21 protein-coding genes are annotated in these 15457 nt (G+C 67.3%); 11 read left to right on the top strand and 10 right to left on the bottom strand.

All coding sequences use genetic code 11. The features are described 5' to 3' along the window. The first annotated feature begins 11 nt into the window (after nt 1–11). Nucleotides 12–545 carry a DUF4334 domain-containing protein gene (locus AB0F86_RS07960; RefSeq protein WP_181697184.1) on the top strand — a complete coding sequence of 178 codons (534 nt, stop codon included), beginning with the start codon at nt 12–14 and terminating at the stop codon, nt 543–545. A 9-nt stretch (nt 546–554) separates the two neighbouring features. On the opposite strand, the gene AB0F86_RS07955 is transcribed toward AB0F86_RS07960, so the two are convergent. Next, nucleotides 555–1172 carry a LysE family translocator gene (locus AB0F86_RS07955; RefSeq protein WP_181697269.1) on the bottom strand — a complete coding sequence of 206 codons (618 nt, stop codon included), beginning with the start codon at nt 1170–1172 and terminating at the stop codon, nt 555–557. 107 nt (nt 1173–1279) lie between these two features. Between AB0F86_RS07955 and AB0F86_RS07950 the strand changes: the two genes are divergently transcribed. Beyond that, on the top strand, nt 1280–1627 hold the full coding sequence (locus AB0F86_RS07950) for a DUF6766 family protein (RefSeq protein WP_067638546.1): 348 nt from the start codon (nt 1280–1282) through the stop codon (nt 1625–1627). A gap of 43 nt (nt 1628–1670) precedes the next feature. On the opposite strand, the gene AB0F86_RS07945 is transcribed toward AB0F86_RS07950, so the two are convergent. Beyond that, nucleotides 1671–3821, bottom strand: coding sequence for a catalase (locus AB0F86_RS07945; protein WP_305082680.1), 2151 nt, complete (start codon nt 3819–3821; stop codon nt 1671–1673). A gap of 155 nt (nt 3822–3976) precedes the next feature. On the opposite strand from AB0F86_RS07945, the gene AB0F86_RS07940 reads away from it, so the two are divergent. Then, nucleotides 3977–4279, top strand: a complete 303-nt coding sequence (locus AB0F86_RS07940) for a hypothetical protein (protein WP_181697186.1) — start codon at nt 3977–3979, stop codon at nt 4277–4279. 69 nt (nt 4280–4348) lie between these two features. Then, nucleotides 4349–5188, top strand: a complete 840-nt coding sequence (locus AB0F86_RS07935) for an SDR family oxidoreductase (protein ID WP_181697187.1) — start codon at nt 4349–4351, stop codon at nt 5186–5188. Nucleotides 5189–5212: 24 nt separating this feature from the next. On the opposite strand, the gene AB0F86_RS07930 is transcribed toward AB0F86_RS07935, so the two are convergent. Then, on the bottom strand, nt 5213–5830 hold the full coding sequence (locus AB0F86_RS07930) for an NAD(P)H-dependent oxidoreductase (RefSeq protein WP_356982830.1): 618 nt from the start codon (nt 5828–5830) through the stop codon (nt 5213–5215). A gap of 25 nt (nt 5831–5855) precedes the next feature. After that, complete coding sequence (locus tag AB0F86_RS07925; protein WP_356982828.1) at nt 5856–7319, bottom strand: ornithine decarboxylase; 1464 nt, start codon at nt 7317–7319, stop codon at nt 5856–5858. A 107-nt stretch (nt 7320–7426) separates the two neighbouring features. Here AB0F86_RS07925 and AB0F86_RS07920 point away from each other — a divergent pair, with 107 nt between their 5' ends. The 6 genes from AB0F86_RS07920 (at nt 7427) to AB0F86_RS07895 (ending at nt 10938) form a co-directional block, all read left to right on the top strand. Further along, nucleotides 7427–7681, top strand: coding sequence for a hypothetical protein (locus AB0F86_RS07920; RefSeq protein ID WP_181697190.1), 255 nt, complete (start codon nt 7427–7429; stop codon nt 7679–7681). A 74-nt stretch (nt 7682–7755) separates the two neighbouring features. Then, entirely contained in the window at nt 7756–8454 is a 699-nt protein-coding gene (locus AB0F86_RS07915) for a PAS and ANTAR domain-containing protein (protein ID WP_356982826.1), read from the top strand. A 54-nt stretch (nt 8455–8508) separates the two neighbouring features. Beyond that, entirely contained in the window at nt 8509–8946 is a 438-nt protein-coding gene (locus AB0F86_RS07910; RefSeq protein WP_181697192.1) for an anti-sigma factor, read from the top strand. Nucleotides 8947–9038: 92 nt separating this feature from the next. After that, nucleotides 9039–9875 (top strand): RNA polymerase sigma factor SigF, encoded by an 837-nt coding sequence (locus AB0F86_RS07905; protein ID WP_181697193.1) that lies wholly within the window; start codon nt 9039–9041, stop codon nt 9873–9875. Between the two features lie 134 nt (nt 9876–10009). Next, nucleotides 10010–10426 carry an STAS domain-containing protein gene (locus tag AB0F86_RS07900; protein ID WP_356982824.1) on the top strand — a complete coding sequence of 139 codons (417 nt, stop codon included), beginning with the start codon at nt 10010–10012 and terminating at the stop codon, nt 10424–10426. A 74-nt stretch (nt 10427–10500) separates the two neighbouring features. Continuing rightward, a complete protein-coding gene (locus AB0F86_RS07895) occupies nt 10501–10938 on the top strand; it encodes an ATP-binding protein (RefSeq protein ID WP_181697195.1) in 438 nt (145 codons plus the stop codon). Here the strand turns inward: AB0F86_RS07895 and AB0F86_RS07890 are convergent. The 5 genes from AB0F86_RS07890 to AB0F86_RS07870 form a co-directional block, all read right to left on the bottom strand. Then, a complete protein-coding gene (locus tag AB0F86_RS07890) occupies nt 10904–11911 on the bottom strand; it encodes an iron-containing redox enzyme family protein (RefSeq protein ID WP_356982823.1) in 1008 nt (335 codons plus the stop codon). The genes AB0F86_RS07895 and AB0F86_RS07890 overlap by 35 nt on opposite strands. Next, nucleotides 11911–12096, bottom strand: coding sequence for a CDGSH iron-sulfur domain-containing protein (locus AB0F86_RS07885; RefSeq protein WP_225279844.1), 186 nt, complete (start codon nt 12094–12096; stop codon nt 11911–11913). The genes AB0F86_RS07890 and AB0F86_RS07885 overlap by 1 nt, the downstream gene beginning before the upstream one ends. 10 nt (nt 12097–12106) lie before the next feature. Next, nucleotides 12107–12781, bottom strand: a complete 675-nt coding sequence (locus AB0F86_RS07880) for a HemK2/MTQ2 family protein methyltransferase (protein ID WP_356982822.1) — start codon at nt 12779–12781, stop codon at nt 12107–12109. Further along, nucleotides 12778–13047 carry a hypothetical protein gene (locus tag AB0F86_RS07875; RefSeq protein WP_356982820.1) on the bottom strand — a complete coding sequence of 90 codons (270 nt, stop codon included), beginning with the start codon at nt 13045–13047 and terminating at the stop codon, nt 12778–12780. Before AB0F86_RS07875 ends, AB0F86_RS07880 begins: the two co-directional genes overlap by 4 nt. A gap of 225 nt (nt 13048–13272) precedes the next feature. After that, nucleotides 13273–13851, bottom strand: coding sequence for a dihydrofolate reductase family protein (locus AB0F86_RS07870; RefSeq protein WP_356982819.1), 579 nt, complete (start codon nt 13849–13851; stop codon nt 13273–13275). 142 nt (nt 13852–13993) lie between these two features. Between AB0F86_RS07870 and AB0F86_RS07865 the strand changes: the two genes are divergently transcribed. Continuing rightward, a complete protein-coding gene (locus tag AB0F86_RS07865; RefSeq protein WP_181697200.1) occupies nt 13994–14725 on the top strand; it encodes a hypothetical protein in 732 nt (243 codons plus the stop codon). A gap of 82 nt (nt 14726–14807) precedes the next feature. Here AB0F86_RS07865 and AB0F86_RS07860 read toward each other — a convergent pair whose 3' ends face one another. Further along, nucleotides 14808–15392, bottom strand: a complete 585-nt coding sequence (locus tag AB0F86_RS07860; protein WP_356982818.1) for a TetR/AcrR family transcriptional regulator — start codon at nt 15390–15392, stop codon at nt 14808–14810. Nucleotides 15393–15457 lie beyond the last annotated feature (65 nt).

The following is a 15457-nucleotide window of genomic DNA, read 5'->3' as shown; positions in this document are numbered from 1 at the left end:
GAGGAACCCGCATGTCCGCCGCCGACCGTCTGGCCGCCCTCGAACCCGCCTGCCGCCGCGACGACGCGCTCGCCCTGTTCGACAGCCTCCCACCCGTCGCGCCCACCGACCTCACCGGCCGTTGGCACGGCCGCGAACTGGCCACCGGCCACCGGCTCGACGGCCTGCTCGCGGCCTCCGGTTGGTACGGCAAACAATTCGACGGCCCCGACAACGTTCACCCGCTGCTGTTCGCGACCCCCAAGGGCGACATCTTCCCGGTCGACCCGAAACGCATCCCCCTGGGACTGGTCGACAAGATCCCCACCGCACTCATCGAGCAGACCCGCAAACGCCTCGACCTGTTCGCGCCCACGCTGCGCACCGCCCGGCATCGCGCCCGCCTGCGCGAAATCAACCACCGGGGCACCGTCACCACCGCGATGATCTACGACCATCTGCCCATCATCGACACCTTCCGACGTGTCGACCCCACCACGGTCCTTGGCATCATGGACTACCGGCGCCTCCCCGACCCCTACTTCTTCATCCTCACCCGCGACTGACCGCGCAGGTCAGCGCGCGAACGCGACACCGGCGCCGACACCGACGACCATCGCCCCACCGACACCGCCCACAGCCTCGAGCCGTCGCGGTGACCGCGCGAACCATCCCCGCGCGGTCGCCGCGGCGACGGCCCACACACCGTCGCAGGTCATCTGGATGAGCAGGAAGATCGCGCCGAGAATCAGCATCTGCACCGGCAGCGGTCCCGCCTCGGGGGCGGTGAACTGCGGCAGGACCGCGCCGAAGAACACCGCCGTCTTCGGGTTGGTGGCACCGACGATGAACCCCTGCCGCATAGATCTCCCACCGCTGTCGGTGCTTGCGGTGAGCACCAGCTTCTTGCGGTCACGAATCGCCGTGACGCCCAGGTAGATCAGATAGAGCGCGCCGATCACCTTGACCGCCGTGAACAGGATCGTCGAGGTCATCAGCACAGCGCCGAGCCCGAGCGCCACGACGGCCAGGGGGATGACGGAACCGGCGACCGAGCCGAGAACCGACAGCAGTGCCTGTCTGCGCCCCAGCGTCAGCGCGCGCCCGATCGCGAACAGCACATTCGGGCCGGGGATCACGATGATGAGCAACGCCGCACCGGCGAAGGCGATCACATGGGGGATCGGCACCATCATCCGAACCTAACAGCGCGCAGTCCCTGACGGCGCGGATCGGGAACGACATCCGGGGGCGGACGGCCTGGTTGTGTCGCTACCGGTTTGCCGGGTATCTGCCGTTCATGGCACATTTTCGTCGCTGGGGAGCTGTCTACCTGCTGATGTTGCTGTTCATCGGCTCGTGGGGCGCGCAGTTCGTGTTCCAGCTCATCGAGTATCGCAACACTCAGCAACAGCAGGGGCAACCATTCCAGTGGTCGGGGTATTGGCCGGAGTTCCTGGCCAGCACCTTCGAGAACTGGCAGAGCGAATGGTTCCAGCTGGTCTTCCAGGCCGTGCTACTGCTCGGGGCCAAACATTGGATATTCCGGGTCGACGCCGAGAACGCCGAACGCATCGAATCCAAGATCGACGATCTGCGCGCCTATCTCGTCCCACCCGAGCGGCAGACCGAGGTGCCCGGAGACTGACACCAGCGCGCCCGGCCCGCACCGCGGACCGGGCACGACAGGTTCATCCGCGCGGTTCGATCCGATCCCACGCGCGGTGCTCACCCAGATCGGTGACCACCTGCGTCACGGTCTGCGGCGCCTCGGCCACCGCGACACCCGGCGCATCGGCATCGACACCGTTGCGCTGCAGCAGACTCGCCGCCGCACCGACCGCCGCGATCGCCTTCCCGTGCCGCCACATCTCGTTGACCAGCACATCCACCCGCGGATCGATCGGCGCGCCCAACGCGATCAACCCGTCGAACTCGATCGAGCGCATCGTGGCGAACGTGCGGTCGACCTTGCGGCCCTCCACCTCGCCGCCGTGTGCGGCGACCAGCAACGGCCGCACCTTGGCCTGTTCCAGATCGGCGCACACCTGCTGCACCGCCCCACCGGCACTGGTCTCGTCCACCAGCACCGCCACGGTCCGTCCGTCGACCGGGAATGCACCGCGCTTCTGCGACAACGCCGGACTCGGCGCCAGATCGACGGTGTTCGCCGTCGGCGCGGGCACATCGACACCGAGCTGATTCGCCACATACCCGGCCAGCTGTTCGTCGACATTGACCAGCATCTGCACCGCGCGCTCGCGCACCGTCACCGACGTGCACTTGCCAAGCTCGAACGAGAAGGCATCGGCCAGGCGGTGCTGCTCACCGGGGGTGAGGCTGCGATAGAACATGCGCGGCTGGGAGAAATGATCGGCGAACGACACCTGCGCCTTGTCGGTGTTCGCCGAGGTGCGCAGCTTCGCCTGCGGCGGTGGAATCGGAGTCGGCGATTCGACATACGCCTCACCGGCGAAACTGGCCGCGTACGGGCACCCGCCGTCGAGCGAATTCGGTTTGTAAGGTGCCAGACCGGTGTGCACCGCGGTCTGGTGCATGCCGTCGCGGAACATGTCGTTGACAGCGGTGTGGGGGGTATTGATCGGCAGTTGCGCGAAATTCGGTCCGCCGAGCCTGCTGAGCTGGGTGTCGAGGTAGGAGAACAACCGGCCCTGCAACAGCGGGTCGTCGGTGACCTCGATACCGGGCACCAGATGACTCGGGCAGAACGCCACCTGTTCGGTCTCGGCGAAGAAATTCACCGGATTCGCCGTCAGCCGCAAGGTGCCGATCACCTGCACCGGCACCAATTCCTCCGGCACGAGCTTGGTCGGATCGAGCAGATCGATGTCTTCGAACACCTGCTCGGGGGTGTCGGGAAAGACCTGGACACCCAGATCCCACTCCGGGAAATAGCCCGCCTCGATGGCGTCCGCCAGATCGCGGCGATGGAAATCGGGGTCGAATCCGGCGGTGAGCTGCGTTTCCTCCCACAACATCGAATGCACACCCAGGCGCGGCTTCCAATGGAACTTCACCAGGCTCGTGGCACCGTCGGCGGCGACCAACCGGAAGGTGTGGACACCGAATCCCTCCATCATCCGCAGCGACCGCGGCAACCCACGGTCGGACATATTCCAGAAGGTGTGCGCGGTGGCCTCGGTGTGCAGGGAGACGAAATCCCAGAATGTGTCGTGCGCGGATTGTGCCTGCGGGATCTCCCGGTCCGGATGCGGTTTGGCCGCGTGCACCACATCGGGAAACTTGATCGCCTCCTGGATGAAGAACACCGGAATGTTGTTGCCGACGAGGTCGTATACGCCTTCCTCGGTGTAGAACTTCGTCGCGAAACCGCGCGTATCGCGCACGGTGTCCGCAGAACCACGCGAACCGAGCACCGTGGAGAATCGCACGAACACCGGCGTGCGAACGTCGGCGGCGAGGAACTTGGCCCGGGTCAGCGAGGCAGCGGCACCGTTGGACACGAAGACACCGTGCGCACCGACGCCACGCGCGTGCACGGCCCGCTCCGGAATGCGTTCGTGGTCGAAATGGGTGATCTTCTCGCGCAGGTGGAAATCCTGCAGCAGCACCGGACCACGAGGTCCGGCTTTGAGCTGATGATCGGTATCGGCTTGGCGCAGCCCTTGCGGAGTGGTGAGCGCGTCACCCTGCTGGGCCCGGATATTCGCCTCACCCGCAATGGGTGCGCCGGTGGGACTGCGCAGCTCCGGCCCCTGTTGGTCCGGTTTCGGACCGGGCGGCTCGCACTGCCCGCCGTCTTCGTCCGGCGGCACCGGCGGGCGCGTGAACTCCGGGGGAATGTGCTGCTGCTCTGTCATCTATGCGCAACCCTTCTGTCCTGGATCGACGTGCTCGCATCGGGAAAACACCTACTGGCGGATACCGCCTCGAGGAGTCGGCAAACCACACGATTGGGCTGTCGGATCGGGGGTACGCGCAGACCAGCGGATCCCATCGAAAGGACGGCCCGGCCATGAACGATGCCGCTCTCCCTCATCATCACAAATTTCCCGACACCGAACGCACTACCCGCTCGCATGTCGGCGAATCCATCGAAGACGCTTGGAACTGGCCCGGGTTGATCCTGATCGGCGTCGGCGTCGTGTTGCTGGCGCTCACCCTCACCGCAGCCGGATACGGCTTCGAAGGTTGGGCCGTGATCGCCGGAATTCTGTGCGTGGTGTGCCTGCTCGGCGGCGTGGGTATCGTGCTCGCCGAACACCGCCGGATCAAAGCCCACGAAGGGTTGCGATTACGCGACCCATGCGGGCACTGACCTGTTTGCCGATGCCGATGGGAGGTAGTCCGATCGGAGACCCCGTTCCCGGCGAGGAGGACTTCGATCATGGGATTTCCCGAACAGCAGCAGCAGGTTCCCGGCATCCAATCGAAAATGGACCCCGTGCCCGATTGTGGGGAGAACAGTTACCAGGGATCGGGCAAATTGACGGGCAAAGCCGCTGTCGTCACCGGTGCCGACAGCGGAATCGGCCGTGCGGTCGCCATCGCGTACGCCCGTGAAGGCGCCGATGTCCTCATTTCCTATCTCGACGAACACGACGACGCGAAAGAAGTAGCCGACCTGGTGACCAAGGCCGGCCGCCGTGCCGTGCTGATGGCCGGTGACCTGTCGGACGCCGCGCACTGCCGTGCGGTGATCGACAAGGCCGTCGAGGAATTCGGTCGAGTCGATGTGCTGGTGAGCAATGCCGCCTTCCAGATGTCGCACGACGACATCACCGAGATCAGCGACGAGGAATTCGCCTACACGTTCGCCCTCAATGTCGGTGCCTACTTCCACCTGGTGAAGGCGGCGCTGCCCCATATGGGTCCCGGTTCGTCGATCATCGGCAGCTCGTCGGTGAACTCCGACATGCCCTCCCCGACGCTGGCACCGTATGCCGCCACCAAGGCCGCCATCGCGAATTTCTCGGCCAGCCTGGCGCAGATGCTGGGGGAGAAGGGAATCCGGGTCAACAGCGTGGCTCCGGGCCCGATCTGGACACCGCTGATCCCGTCGACCTTCCCCACGGAGAAGGTGAGCAAGTTCGGTGACGACACCCCACTCGGCCGGGCCGGTCAACCCGCGGAGCTGGCCCCCGCCTATGTGCTGCTCGCCGCCGACGACGGCAGCTACATCTCCGGCGCCCGCCTCGCTGTCACCGGCGGACGCCCGATCCTCTGACCCCTCGCCCGGCCTACCGGTGGCTCACTGGTAGGCCGGGTACTGGTTCGCCCGCAGCAACCGGGCCAGATGCGCGGCATTACGCGCCATCGCCGCCGTGGTCGTGCGCACCGCCTCCGGGGTGTCGGGCAGATCCTTGAAATCGGTGCCGCCCATCGCTTCCCCGTTCCAGTACGTGCAGCCCTGCGCCGGAATGGTGAATCCGATGTCGTCGAGAGCCTGGAAGGTGTCGGCCACGATCTTGTGCGCACCGTCCTCGTTCCCGACAACGGCCGCGATCCCGACCTTGCCCAGCATGACGGGCCTGCCCGCGTCGTCGGTGTCGGACAGCTCGGCATCCAGACGTTCCAGCGCGCGCTGGGCCACCGAGGACAGATGACCCAACCAGGTGGGCGTCGCGATCAGCACGATATCGGCGTCGATGATGCGGCGCCGGATCTGCGGCCACTCGTCGCCCTCGCCCTCGTCGGCACTCACCCCCGGTCGCACCTCGAAATCGGCGATACGCACCGTCGACCCGGCCACATCGTTGGCGGCCAGCTCGGCCAGCACCTGATCGGCCATGAGCTGACTGCTGGATTCGGCGGGCGACGGCTTCAACGTGCAGACCAGCGCCACTGCGCGCAACTGTTCGGCGGCCACGACAACACTTCCTCTCGCTCGACGATCAGGACTGGCGGACAACCCGGATGTTGTGCAACTGCGGATCGCTGGCATCGGGCACATTCATCCCCGCCTCGACACCGGAACGCAGGTACTCCACGACCGTGTCACCGATCCGCTCACCCGGCACGATCGCGGGAATGCCCGGCGGGTACGGCGTGAGCTGTTCGGCCGCGATCCGGCCCGGCGCCTTGTCGATGGGCACCATCTCGGTGAGGGCGAAGAAGGCATCACGCGGCAGCATCACCGTGTCGAGCTGCAGATCCTGCGGGGACGGCAGCGTGATGTGGTGCGGTGCGGGGTCCAGACCGGCCCGGCGCCACAGCGCGAGCGCGTCGATGAGTGCCTCCGCGGAGGTGTCGTCGTCGGCCATCGACATCGTCGCCAGAATCCGGCGGTGATCGCTGAGGCCCACATCGAGGTGGTGATGCTCGCGCAACCAGTCCGCCGCCTCGTACCCGGTGGCGCCGGTCTCGGAGACATCGACGAGCACCTGCAGCAGATCCAGATCGTGCGAGGCCTCCACGCCGAGCAACTCGTCGTGCATCACCGTCAGGCCGCTGATCCGGTCGATCTCGGCGCGGGTGCGTTTGGCCAGGTCGAGTGCCTGCCCCAGCAGGTCGTGCCCGAATTCGACCATCTGCCTTCGCCATCCGTCGAGCGCGGCGTAGATCAAGACGTTCGGGCTGGTGGTCATCAGCAGATCCGCGCAGCGGCGCAAACGGCCCGGATCCACGAGATCGCCCTGCAGGTGGAACACCGAACCCTGTTCGAAACCCATGCCCATCTTGTGCACGCTCACCACGCACACATCGGCGCCCACATCCATCGCCCACGTGGGCAATTCGGGATGGAACGGCAGGTGCGCGCCCCAAGCCTCGTCGACGATGACCGGTTTGCCGCGCGCATGGCACACCTCGGTGATTCCACGCAGATCAGCGCAGGTGCCATACGGACTCGGGCACACGATCACCGCGCCCGCCGCGTCCGGATGCTCCTGCCACGCCTGTTCCACCTGCTCCGGTGACGGCGGATGGGAGAAGTGGCGTTCGGCGTCCCAGCGCGGGCTGATCCAATGCGGCTGGACGCCGGAGAAGATCAGGCCGGCGACGATCGACTTGTGGCTGTCGCGCGCCACCAGCAGGCCGCCGTCGTTGCCGCCCGCCACCGCCATCATCGCGGCCTTGACCGACAGCGAGCTGCCGCAGGTGGAGAAGAACGCCGTCTCGGCGCCGACGGCGTCGGCCATCAGGTCCTCGGCCTCGGTGAGGTAGCCGTTGCGTGCGAGCCGGTCGTCGAGTCCGCCGTTGGCCAGCAGATCGGCGGCGAAGGCATCGGCACCGAGCGCCGCGAGAACCCGGTCGTCCACCCCGCGACCCTGTCGGTGCCCGGGTGGGGTGAACCCGTACCGGTGTTTGTTGCGGTAGTCGGCGACCGCGGCGACGAGCGGGGCTGTGCTGTGGTCCATGCCGGGGTAATAGCCGATCGGTTGCGGCCGAAACGACGCTGTGTAGGTGCCCCGGCACGGGGTACCTGCCCGACGACCGGCGTTTCCGACCCCGTGAGGAGGCTGCGATGACCACCCCGATGTGGACCAGCCCACCCATTCCCGAACCGCGAGACCCGATTCCGCCCACCCCCGATCCGGCACCACCGCCGGATCCCGGTCGGCCACCACCGCCACCGGAGCCGGGCCACCCGCTGCCCGGTGACCCACCACCCGGACCGGGCCCCGGACAGCCACCACCCCCGGATGTTCCCGACCCGTTTCCCCCGATTCCGACACCGGGTGAGCCACTGCCCGAACCGGGCGCGGCGGCGCCGTGTTGAGCGCCGCGCCGGGTGAGCGGACGCGATCGGGCACTGTGTGCGTACCCGGGTCCCGGTCGCGAGATACTTCAGGGATGAAGCACAGTGAGGGTCTATCGACGGGCGGTGCGCAGTCACTGCGGCGCGTGCTCGGCGAGGGCAGGGCGCAGGACGCGGGCGGATTCAAGTTCTGGTTCGCCGATCAGCGCTGGGAATGGTCCGGCGAGGTCGCCCGCATCCACGGATACGAGCCGGGCACCGTCCACCCCACGACCGCACTGTTGTTGTCGCACAAGCACCCCGACGACCGCGCCCACGTCGCCACCATGATCGAGAAGTCGGTCACCGAGGGCGAACCGTTCTGCAGCACCCACCGCATCCTCGACACCGCAGGCGTCGTGCACGACGTGATCGTCGTGGCCGATCAGATGGTCGACGACGCGGGCAGCGTCATCGGCACCACCGGCTACTACATCGATGTCACCGACACCCTCGAGCGGCGCCGCAAGGAAACCCTCGACGACGAACTGCCGAGTCTCTACGCGGCCCGAGCGGTGATCGAACAGGCCAAGGGCGCGGTGATGCTCGTCTACGGGATCAGCGCCGAGCAGGCATTCGACGTACTCACCTGGCGCTCACAGGAGACCAACACCAAGCTCCGTGCGCTGGCCGGGCGCCTGGTCGCCGAACTCGGTTCGCTCACCGATGTGTCCGGCGTTCTGCGCACCCGCTTCGATCATCTGCTGCTCACCGTCCACGAACGGGCCGAACAGCGCGAGAAGGGCACGGACTAGACGACGTCACGGTCGGGTAACCTGCGACCACGACAGGCAACACAGGGAGGCGGCATGCGAGCGGAGGATCGCGAGACCGCGCCCCGGTCGACAACGGTCGGGTTTCAGGTACCGGCGGAGCTCGAGCAGCTCACCATGGTCCACGCGCTGGCCGAAACAGTCCTGCTGGTAGGCGGTTTCGCGCTCGACGAGGTCACTGATCTGCTGCTGGCGCTCGACGAGGTGGTGACCGCCCTCGTCCTCGCCGCCGCACCGGAGGCCCTGATCGATTGCGCGTTCACCGGTGGCGGCGGGGCACTCGGAGCACGGGTCTCGACCGTGGCGCGCAGCGACGAAGCGATCGACGAGGACGCCTTCGGCTGGCATGTCGTGGCCACCCTCACCGACGCGCTGCGCACCGAATACGGCCCGTTCGACGCGGCCCGTAACGGCTATCCGACCACCGTCGAATTCGGCTGGATCCGCCGCTCGCACGGGCCGGTCGGGGGGTGATGCGGACACCGGGATCGAAAGCGTAGGCTTATTTCGCATACAGATCGGGTAATCCAGAAGCATCCGACCCCACGGAATCGGAGGCACATGTGATGACGACTGCTCAAGCGACAACAGCCAACGACTCGACCGTCCGACGCTCCCACTCAAAAGGTGACAGCTACGACAACATCGAACCGTGGTTCGAGAAGCTGCAGGCACTTTCCCCGAACGACCCCCAGCGTGAACCCCTCCGCGAAGAGGTGATCAGGCTGTGCCTTCCCCTGGCCGACCATATCGCCCGCAAATTCGCCGGGCGCGGTGAACTCTTCGACGACCTCGAGCAGACCGCCCGCGTAGGGCTGGTGCTCGCGGTCGACCGCTATGACGTCAGCCGCGGCTCCTCGTTCCTTTCCTTCGCGATCCCCACCATCATGGGCGAGGTTCGCAGGCATTTCCGCGACCACACCTGGGCGGTGCGCGTCCCGCGCAGGCTCAAGGAGATCCAGCTGCGGATCGGTCCGGCCACCGAGGAACTGTCGCAGCGACTCGGCCGCGTGCCCAACGCCCGCGAGCTCGCCGACGAACTCGAGGTCGAACTGGTCGAGGTCACCCGCGCGCTGGTCGCGGGCAACGGCTACCAGACCAACTCCATCGACGGGGTCACCCAGGACGACCGCGACAACTCCTCGCAGCCGATCACCGAGACCCTCGGCGCCGAGGAACACTGCTACGAGCTCACCGAGGACGCGATGGCGGTGCGCCCGCTGATCGCGGCTCTGCCCGAGGAAGAACGCGACGTGCTCATCATGCGGTTCTTCGAGTGCAAGACCCAGAACCAGATCGCCGAGCACCTCGGCGTCTCCCAGATGCAGGTCTCTCGCATCCTGTCGCGCACCTTGAGCTCGCTGCGCGAACAGGCGCTCACCGAGCAGACACCTGTGCCGTGACAGCAGCGGCCGAGCGTGCCAGAATTGCCTTAGGTTGAGACTTCCAGCCGACCCCGGTCTTTGTGCTATCCACACCCGGAACGTCGGTTGCGCGGTGGCATGAAACCGGAATCCCCTGTCGTCCAGGAGGTTCTATGTCTGTCGTCACGGATCCGCGACGCTCGAGCAGGTTGCGTTGGTACCGCGGCTCCGCGGCGCACGACCAAGCCCTGCTTCGCGTCGATCCCGGCAGACAAGGCTGCTGGGTACTGCGGGCGGGAAGCGAACTGGACGCGGCCCGGCAGCCGCAATTCTGCGCACTGCTCGACCGTGCGGTGCGATCGGGAGCTCGAGTGGTGGTGCTCGACTTGCGCGGTACCGATTTCCTCAGTATCCGGCTGGCCGCGCTGCTCGGACCGGCCAAAGCCAATGCCTGGAAACACGGGGTCGAGCTGCGACTGCTCGTCGGCGGGCTGGAGGTGGAACGCGCGCTCGAGCTGGCGGGCGTGCGGCCGTTGTTCCGTCACTACAGCTGCGTCGACGATGCCTCCGACCACCCCGTCGATGTTTGACCGGCCGACCGGCGGGTAGGCGCAGTGGGATCGACCCACCCGGTACCACCCGACATCGGTGAGGAGGCTACGTCGTGGCTTCGAGCGAGCGGACCGTCGCGGATTCGGCCCACGCGACCTCGACCCACCTGCGGATCGACGCCGACCTCGGACAACTGGTCATGGTGCGGGCCGTCGCCGAGACGGCCGCCCACCTGGCCGGGTTCACGCCCGACGAAATCGCCGATATCCGGGTCGCGGTCGACGAAGCGGCGACCAGCCTGATCCTCGCCGCCGTGCCCGACACCCGCCTGCACTGCGATGTCAACGCCGACGGTTTCCGCCTGCGGATCGCCGTGCAGGCACTGTGCGGGGAGCCCGACCCGGTCGACGAGAACGCCTTCGGCTGGAACGTGCTACACAGCATCACCGATCACCTGAGCACCGGCTCGGACCGCGATCGCGGTGAGCTCGACGGGTTCCCGGTCACCATCACCTTCACCCGGGTACGGCGGGTGCCCGCAATTCACTGAGCAGTGAACTGCGCCCGGCTCGCCAGCACTCGAGCACCTGATCGGCGAAACGGTCCTCGAGCAGGTCGGTGGCCTGGATCCCGAAAACGATGCTCGCCGCCGAATCGGGTTCGGTGCGCAGCAATTCGGCGATCACATCGCGCCGCATCACCTGCTCGTGTACGGCGTCGGCTTCGACGTGCTCGGTGTAGAAGCCGATACAGGCGGGGTGGGGGAGCAGGGTGCGGGCCAGCTCGGCCAGGCGGGCCGACGCCGGTGAGGAGGTGATCTCGTTGGCCGCGAAATGGCCCACTGACGCGGCACGCAGACCACGGTGCAGACCGAACAGCGACATCATGTTCACCAGCACCAGCATGGGAGCGGGCACCTCGTCGAGATAGTGCAGATAGCCGGGTTCCAGACCGGCGCCCGCGAGCAGATCCGCGTAGAGGCGCGCGTGCACACGGTCGCCGTGGCCGCTACCGTATTCGTCGAATTCGACAGCGACCAGCGCGGCTTTCGCCTGCCCACGCAGGCGTGGGATCACCCAGGCGTAGGGGTCGGCCTCGATGTGGTGGTAGATCGAGCGGTGCACGAAGTACTCGCGCAACTGCTCGGCAGTGCCCTGCTCGGCGAGGTAGGCCGCGATACCGCCGGGCGCCGACGGCTCGAGCAACCGGTCGATTTCGGCGTCCACGTCGTCGCCGCCGGGCACATCGGCCCGCATGGCAGCGAGGAACCGCTGTTCGAGACCTCGGCGCAGGCCCAACAGCCCCGGATCCCACTCCCAGTCCTCGTCCACACCGGCGAAACCTTGGTAGTGCAGTTCGTAGCAGGTGTGCAATGCCAGCGCGGCGTCCTCACCGTAGGGATCGGTGCCGGGGTCCGGCGGAACAGCCGAACCCGGTGCGTGCGTGAGGGTTTCGACCAGGGCGGCCGACAATTCGCCGCGGGGCGCAGGCAGGGCGCGCCCGAGGGTGACAGTGCTGGGCATCAGGTGCTGCTTTCGTTGTTACGTCGGCGGCGGCGCCGGTGGCTGGTATCGCACAGCGGGTAGGTGGCCGAGCGCTTGCACAGGCACAGCGCGACCTGGAAACGGTCACAGTGCAGCACTGTTCCCTCACGGGTCACCAGGTCGACCGGACCTTCGATCAGGGCCGGCCCGTCGGTGAGGACCACCCGCCTGCGGTCAGGCGGGCTCCCCGACGGCGGGGCAGTAGTTTCGTTCGACACGGATCACCACCAATTCCTCGTCACGCTGGTCCTTCGCGATCAAGCCACGCGCCGCCAACCGCCGCGCCCGCGACCGCAACACCGGTCCGAACGGCACCTTGTCCACCGCCACCACCTGCGCCTCGGCGCCGCCCGCCCGCAACTGGTCGAGGCTGCGGTCGGGGTCGCTGATCGCCGAGTGCACGATCAGGCCGACCCCGTTGTCGGTGAGCAGATCGGGCAGCGTCGTGCACAGCCGGTCCAGCACGCTGCGCCCGGTGGGGCCCGCGTCCCAGGCCAGCGCCCGGCCGCGGCCGACCTCGCGCTCGGCTGGCACGTACGGTGGGTTCGCCAGCACCACGTCGAAGCGCGGCAGTCGTGCCGCGGCCGAGAAGTCACCGTGCAGCAACTGCACGGCCACGCCGCGCAAGCGGCAGTTCAGCCAGGTCGAGATCAGCGCCCGTCGCGACAAGTCGACGGCCGTCACACTCGCGGCCCCCGCTTTCGCCGCGGCCAGCGTGACGACGCCGGTGCCCGCGCACAGTTCGAGTACCCGGCCGTTGCGCAGGTGGGGGATCGCGCGCAGCGCCTCGGCAAGCATCCATGTATCAGCCTGGGGTCGGTACACACCCGGCGCCCGGAGAATCATCATTTCTGCGCCTTCACCCGCCGGTGCTCGGCCACGACCAGCGCGGTCCCCGCGAGCAGGCAGGCCGCGCAGGCCACGCCGCCGATGATCGCCCAACCGCCGAATCCGTAGCCGGCGGCGGTAAGGGTGATGCCGAGCAGTGCCAATCCGACCCCGATCAAGATCAGGCCAGGCCAGTTCCTCGTGTCCTCGATAGATTCGCCCGCGTGCGGCCTGATGGTGCGTGAGTCATCCGGGAACTCGTGGTCTGGCTGGTTCATCGAGCGCATCCTTTCGCAGGGACAACACAGTCCTGAGGGCCGAATGCCCCGTCGGCAGGGAACCAATCAGCAACCGATGAGGGCCTGCTCACATCGGCCGCCGAACTACGAGATGATGACTTCGATCATGAAGCCCACGGCCGCTTCGCACCGCGATTCGGGCAAACTCGTCACCGGACGCCGGTGCTCTCGACGGCGCCGAGCGGCTGCCGGGGCAGCGGTGTCGTGCACCGCTCAGGAGTGCAGGGTCGGCGCGTAGACGAGTTCCTGGGTGTTGCTGTCGAGGGTGCGGCTCTCGAGCAGTTCGAGGTCGAAGTCGGCGGCGTTCTGGAAGATGGGTCGCTGCCCGGTCTTGCCGGTGATGACCGGGAACACGGTCACCTGCACCCGGTCGACCAAGCCCGCTGCCATCAGCGTCCGGTTCAGCGAGAGGCTGCCGTGCGAGCGCAGCGGGATGTCGGATTCGGCTTTGAGCCGGGCGACGATATCGACGGCGTCGCCTGCGGCGACGTTCGCGTCGTGCCAGTCGAGAGGTTCGCGCAGCGTGCTCGACACCACGGTCAGCGGCATGTTCATCATCCGGACGACCCACGGGTCGAAGATCTCCGGGTTCTCCGAGGCCCCGGCCACCAGTTCGGTGAACTCGCGATAGGTGTTGGCGCCGAAGATCATCCGCTGCTCGTCGCGGTAGAGGTCGAGGCGATGATCGAGCAGTTCTGGGCCCTGTTTGCCCCAGTATCCGCCCCAGTCGCCGCTGGTGGAGGCGAAGCCGTCCAGGGTGGAGAACACGTCGTAGGTGTAGGTGGCGCTCATGGTGGGCTCCTCGGGTGGTGTCGGCATTTATCAATGCAGACGGCAGCCGGACGCCGAACTCATCGCACGAAATCCCTTCCCTCGCTGACTATTGCAGACTAAAGTCTGCTGCGATAGCGGAAACAGCGGAAGGTGTCAGATCATGTCGGCAGTCAAGCAGCAGGTCCTCGAACTCGGTGGGGCGTTCATGATGTCGCGCGAGGCGCGCCAGTTCGGGACCGATGTCGGGGTGCCCGGATTCCATGGCCCCTACACGCGCGGCCGCGGCGGGGTGCTCGGGGAGGTCGACGCCGATGTCGTGATCGGCGCGTTCGGCTTCTTCGAACCCGAATGTATCCGTGCCGCATGGAAATCGGTCCCCCTGCCCGCTGCCGAAGCGGCCACCGGCTATCTCGCCGCCTGCCACGAATTCGGCCGCCGCAGACTCGCCGGCTTCGACCGATCCGAACGCCTCGCCGAACTGCTCGGCAAGGTCGCCGATGCGGCCGAGCCCACCGCCGTTCCCCTGTTCGCGGGCTGGCGGGCCATGCCACTGCCCGACGACGGCCGCGCGGCGGTCCTGCAGCTCACCCACGTCCTGCGTGAACTGCGGGGCGGCCTGCACCTGGTCGCCGTCCTCGCCCAGGGCCTCACCCCGCTGCAGGCCGTCCTGATCGCCGGTTCCCCGATCGCCGACGGCCCCACTCACGCGCAGCGGCTCGGCTGGACCGAACCCTTCGAACCGATCACCGACGACATGCGGCAGCGCTGGGCGGCGGCCGAGAAGCTCACCGACGAACTGGTTTCCCCGTTCTTCGCGGTCCTCACCGAGGCCGAGAGTGCCGAGCTGGCCACCCTGATGGGTGAGGCGCACCGAGTCGCGTTGTCGCGCTAGTTGCTCGAAGCCCGTATGGGGCGCCGAATCCGGCGGCCCATACGGGCTTTGTCATGTCTCGGGGCTGCCCGGTGCAACGGGTTCACTCGCGCTGGCGCAATCCAGCGACGATGAGCTCGATGACGCGCCGCGCGTCATAGCGCTGGTCGCTTTCCGCGCCGATGCACACATTGCCGATGCCGCGCAGCAACAGGTAGGGGTCGATGTCGGTGCGGATCTCACCGGCCGCCGCGGCGGCATCGAGCAACTCGCCGCACGCGGGCAGCAGCCGGTCGAGGAAATTGGCGTGCAGGGCCTGGAAGGTCGGGTCGTCGGACTGCAATGCCGCGGCGAGACCGTGCTTGGTGACGAGGAAGTCGGTGAACAGGTCGATCCACCTGGTCAACGCGTCATAGGGCTCGGTGCTCGCCAGCAGTTGCGGTGCGGCCTCTGCGCAGGCCTCGACCTGATGTCGATAGACCGCGACGATGAGGTCGGCTCGGGTCGGGAAGTGCCGATAGATCGTGCCGACCCCGACACCGGCCGCGGCGGCGATCTCGCGCACCGGGGCGTCGACTCCGGAGGCGACGAAGGTCGCGGCGGCCGCGTCGAGCAGGGTTCGTTCGTTCCGCTCGGCATCGGCGCGCTTGCGCGGAGTCTTCGCCGTTCCGGTGCCCTTGCCTGCCACTTGGCGTTCCCTCCATCGAATCGCTTGAAAAACGGAACACCGTTCCGTATGTTGGTTATCGGAAC

It is taken from the genome of Nocardia sp. NPDC023733, assembly GCF_040639775.1.
Classification (GTDB): domain Bacteria; phylum Actinomycetota; class Actinomycetes; order Mycobacteriales; family Mycobacteriaceae; genus Nocardia; species Nocardia rosealba.
This window is presented reverse-complemented; position numbering and strand designations above follow the sequence as displayed.

Excerpts from the sequence above, each read along its gene's own strand:
- AB0F86_RS07900 (WP_356982824.1), top strand. The coding sequence starts at position 10,010 with ATGTCTGTCGTCACGGATCCGCGACGCTCGAGCAGGTTGCGTTGGTAC.
- AB0F86_RS07865 (WP_181697200.1), top strand. The coding sequence starts at position 13,994 with ATGTCGGCAGTCAAGCAGCAGGTCCTCGAACTCGGTGGGGCGTTCATG.
- AB0F86_RS07910 (WP_181697192.1), top strand. The coding sequence starts at position 8,509 with ATGCGAGCGGAGGATCGCGAGACCGCGCCCCGGTCGACAACGGTCGGG.
- AB0F86_RS07940 (WP_181697186.1), top strand. The coding sequence starts at position 3,977 with ATGAACGATGCCGCTCTCCCTCATCATCACAAATTTCCCGACACCGAA.
- AB0F86_RS07905 (WP_181697193.1), top strand. The coding sequence starts at position 9,039 with ATGACGACTGCTCAAGCGACAACAGCCAACGACTCGACCGTCCGACGC.
- AB0F86_RS07870 (WP_356982819.1), bottom strand. The coding sequence starts at position 13,851 with ATGAGCGCCACCTACACCTACGACGTGTTCTCCACCCTGGACGGCTTC.
- AB0F86_RS07955 (WP_181697269.1), bottom strand. The coding sequence starts at position 1,172 with ATGGTGCCGATCCCCCATGTGATCGCCTTCGCCGGTGCGGCGTTGCTC.
- AB0F86_RS07945 (WP_305082680.1), bottom strand. The coding sequence starts at position 3,821 with ATGACAGAGCAGCAGCACATTCCCCCGGAGTTCACGCGCCCGCCGGTG.
- AB0F86_RS07875 (WP_356982820.1), bottom strand. The coding sequence starts at position 13,047 with ATGCGCTCGATGAACCAGCCAGACCACGAGTTCCCGGATGACTCACGC.
- AB0F86_RS07915 (WP_356982826.1), top strand. The coding sequence starts at position 7,756 with ATGAAGCACAGTGAGGGTCTATCGACGGGCGGTGCGCAGTCACTGCGG.
- AB0F86_RS07925 (WP_356982828.1), bottom strand. The coding sequence starts at position 7,319 with ATGGACCACAGCACAGCCCCGCTCGTCGCCGCGGTCGCCGACTACCGC.
- AB0F86_RS07935 (WP_181697187.1), top strand. The coding sequence starts at position 4,349 with ATGGGATTTCCCGAACAGCAGCAGCAGGTTCCCGGCATCCAATCGAAA.
- AB0F86_RS07960 (WP_181697184.1), top strand. The coding sequence starts at position 12 with ATGTCCGCCGCCGACCGTCTGGCCGCCCTCGAACCCGCCTGCCGCCGC.
- AB0F86_RS07920 (WP_181697190.1), top strand. The coding sequence starts at position 7,427 with ATGACCACCCCGATGTGGACCAGCCCACCCATTCCCGAACCGCGAGAC.
- AB0F86_RS07880 (WP_356982822.1), bottom strand. The coding sequence starts at position 12,781 with ATGATGATTCTCCGGGCGCCGGGTGTGTACCGACCCCAGGCTGATACA.
- AB0F86_RS07950 (WP_067638546.1), top strand. The coding sequence starts at position 1,280 with ATGGCACATTTTCGTCGCTGGGGAGCTGTCTACCTGCTGATGTTGCTG.
- AB0F86_RS07890 (WP_356982823.1), bottom strand. The coding sequence starts at position 11,911 with ATGCCCAGCACTGTCACCCTCGGGCGCGCCCTGCCTGCGCCCCGCGGC.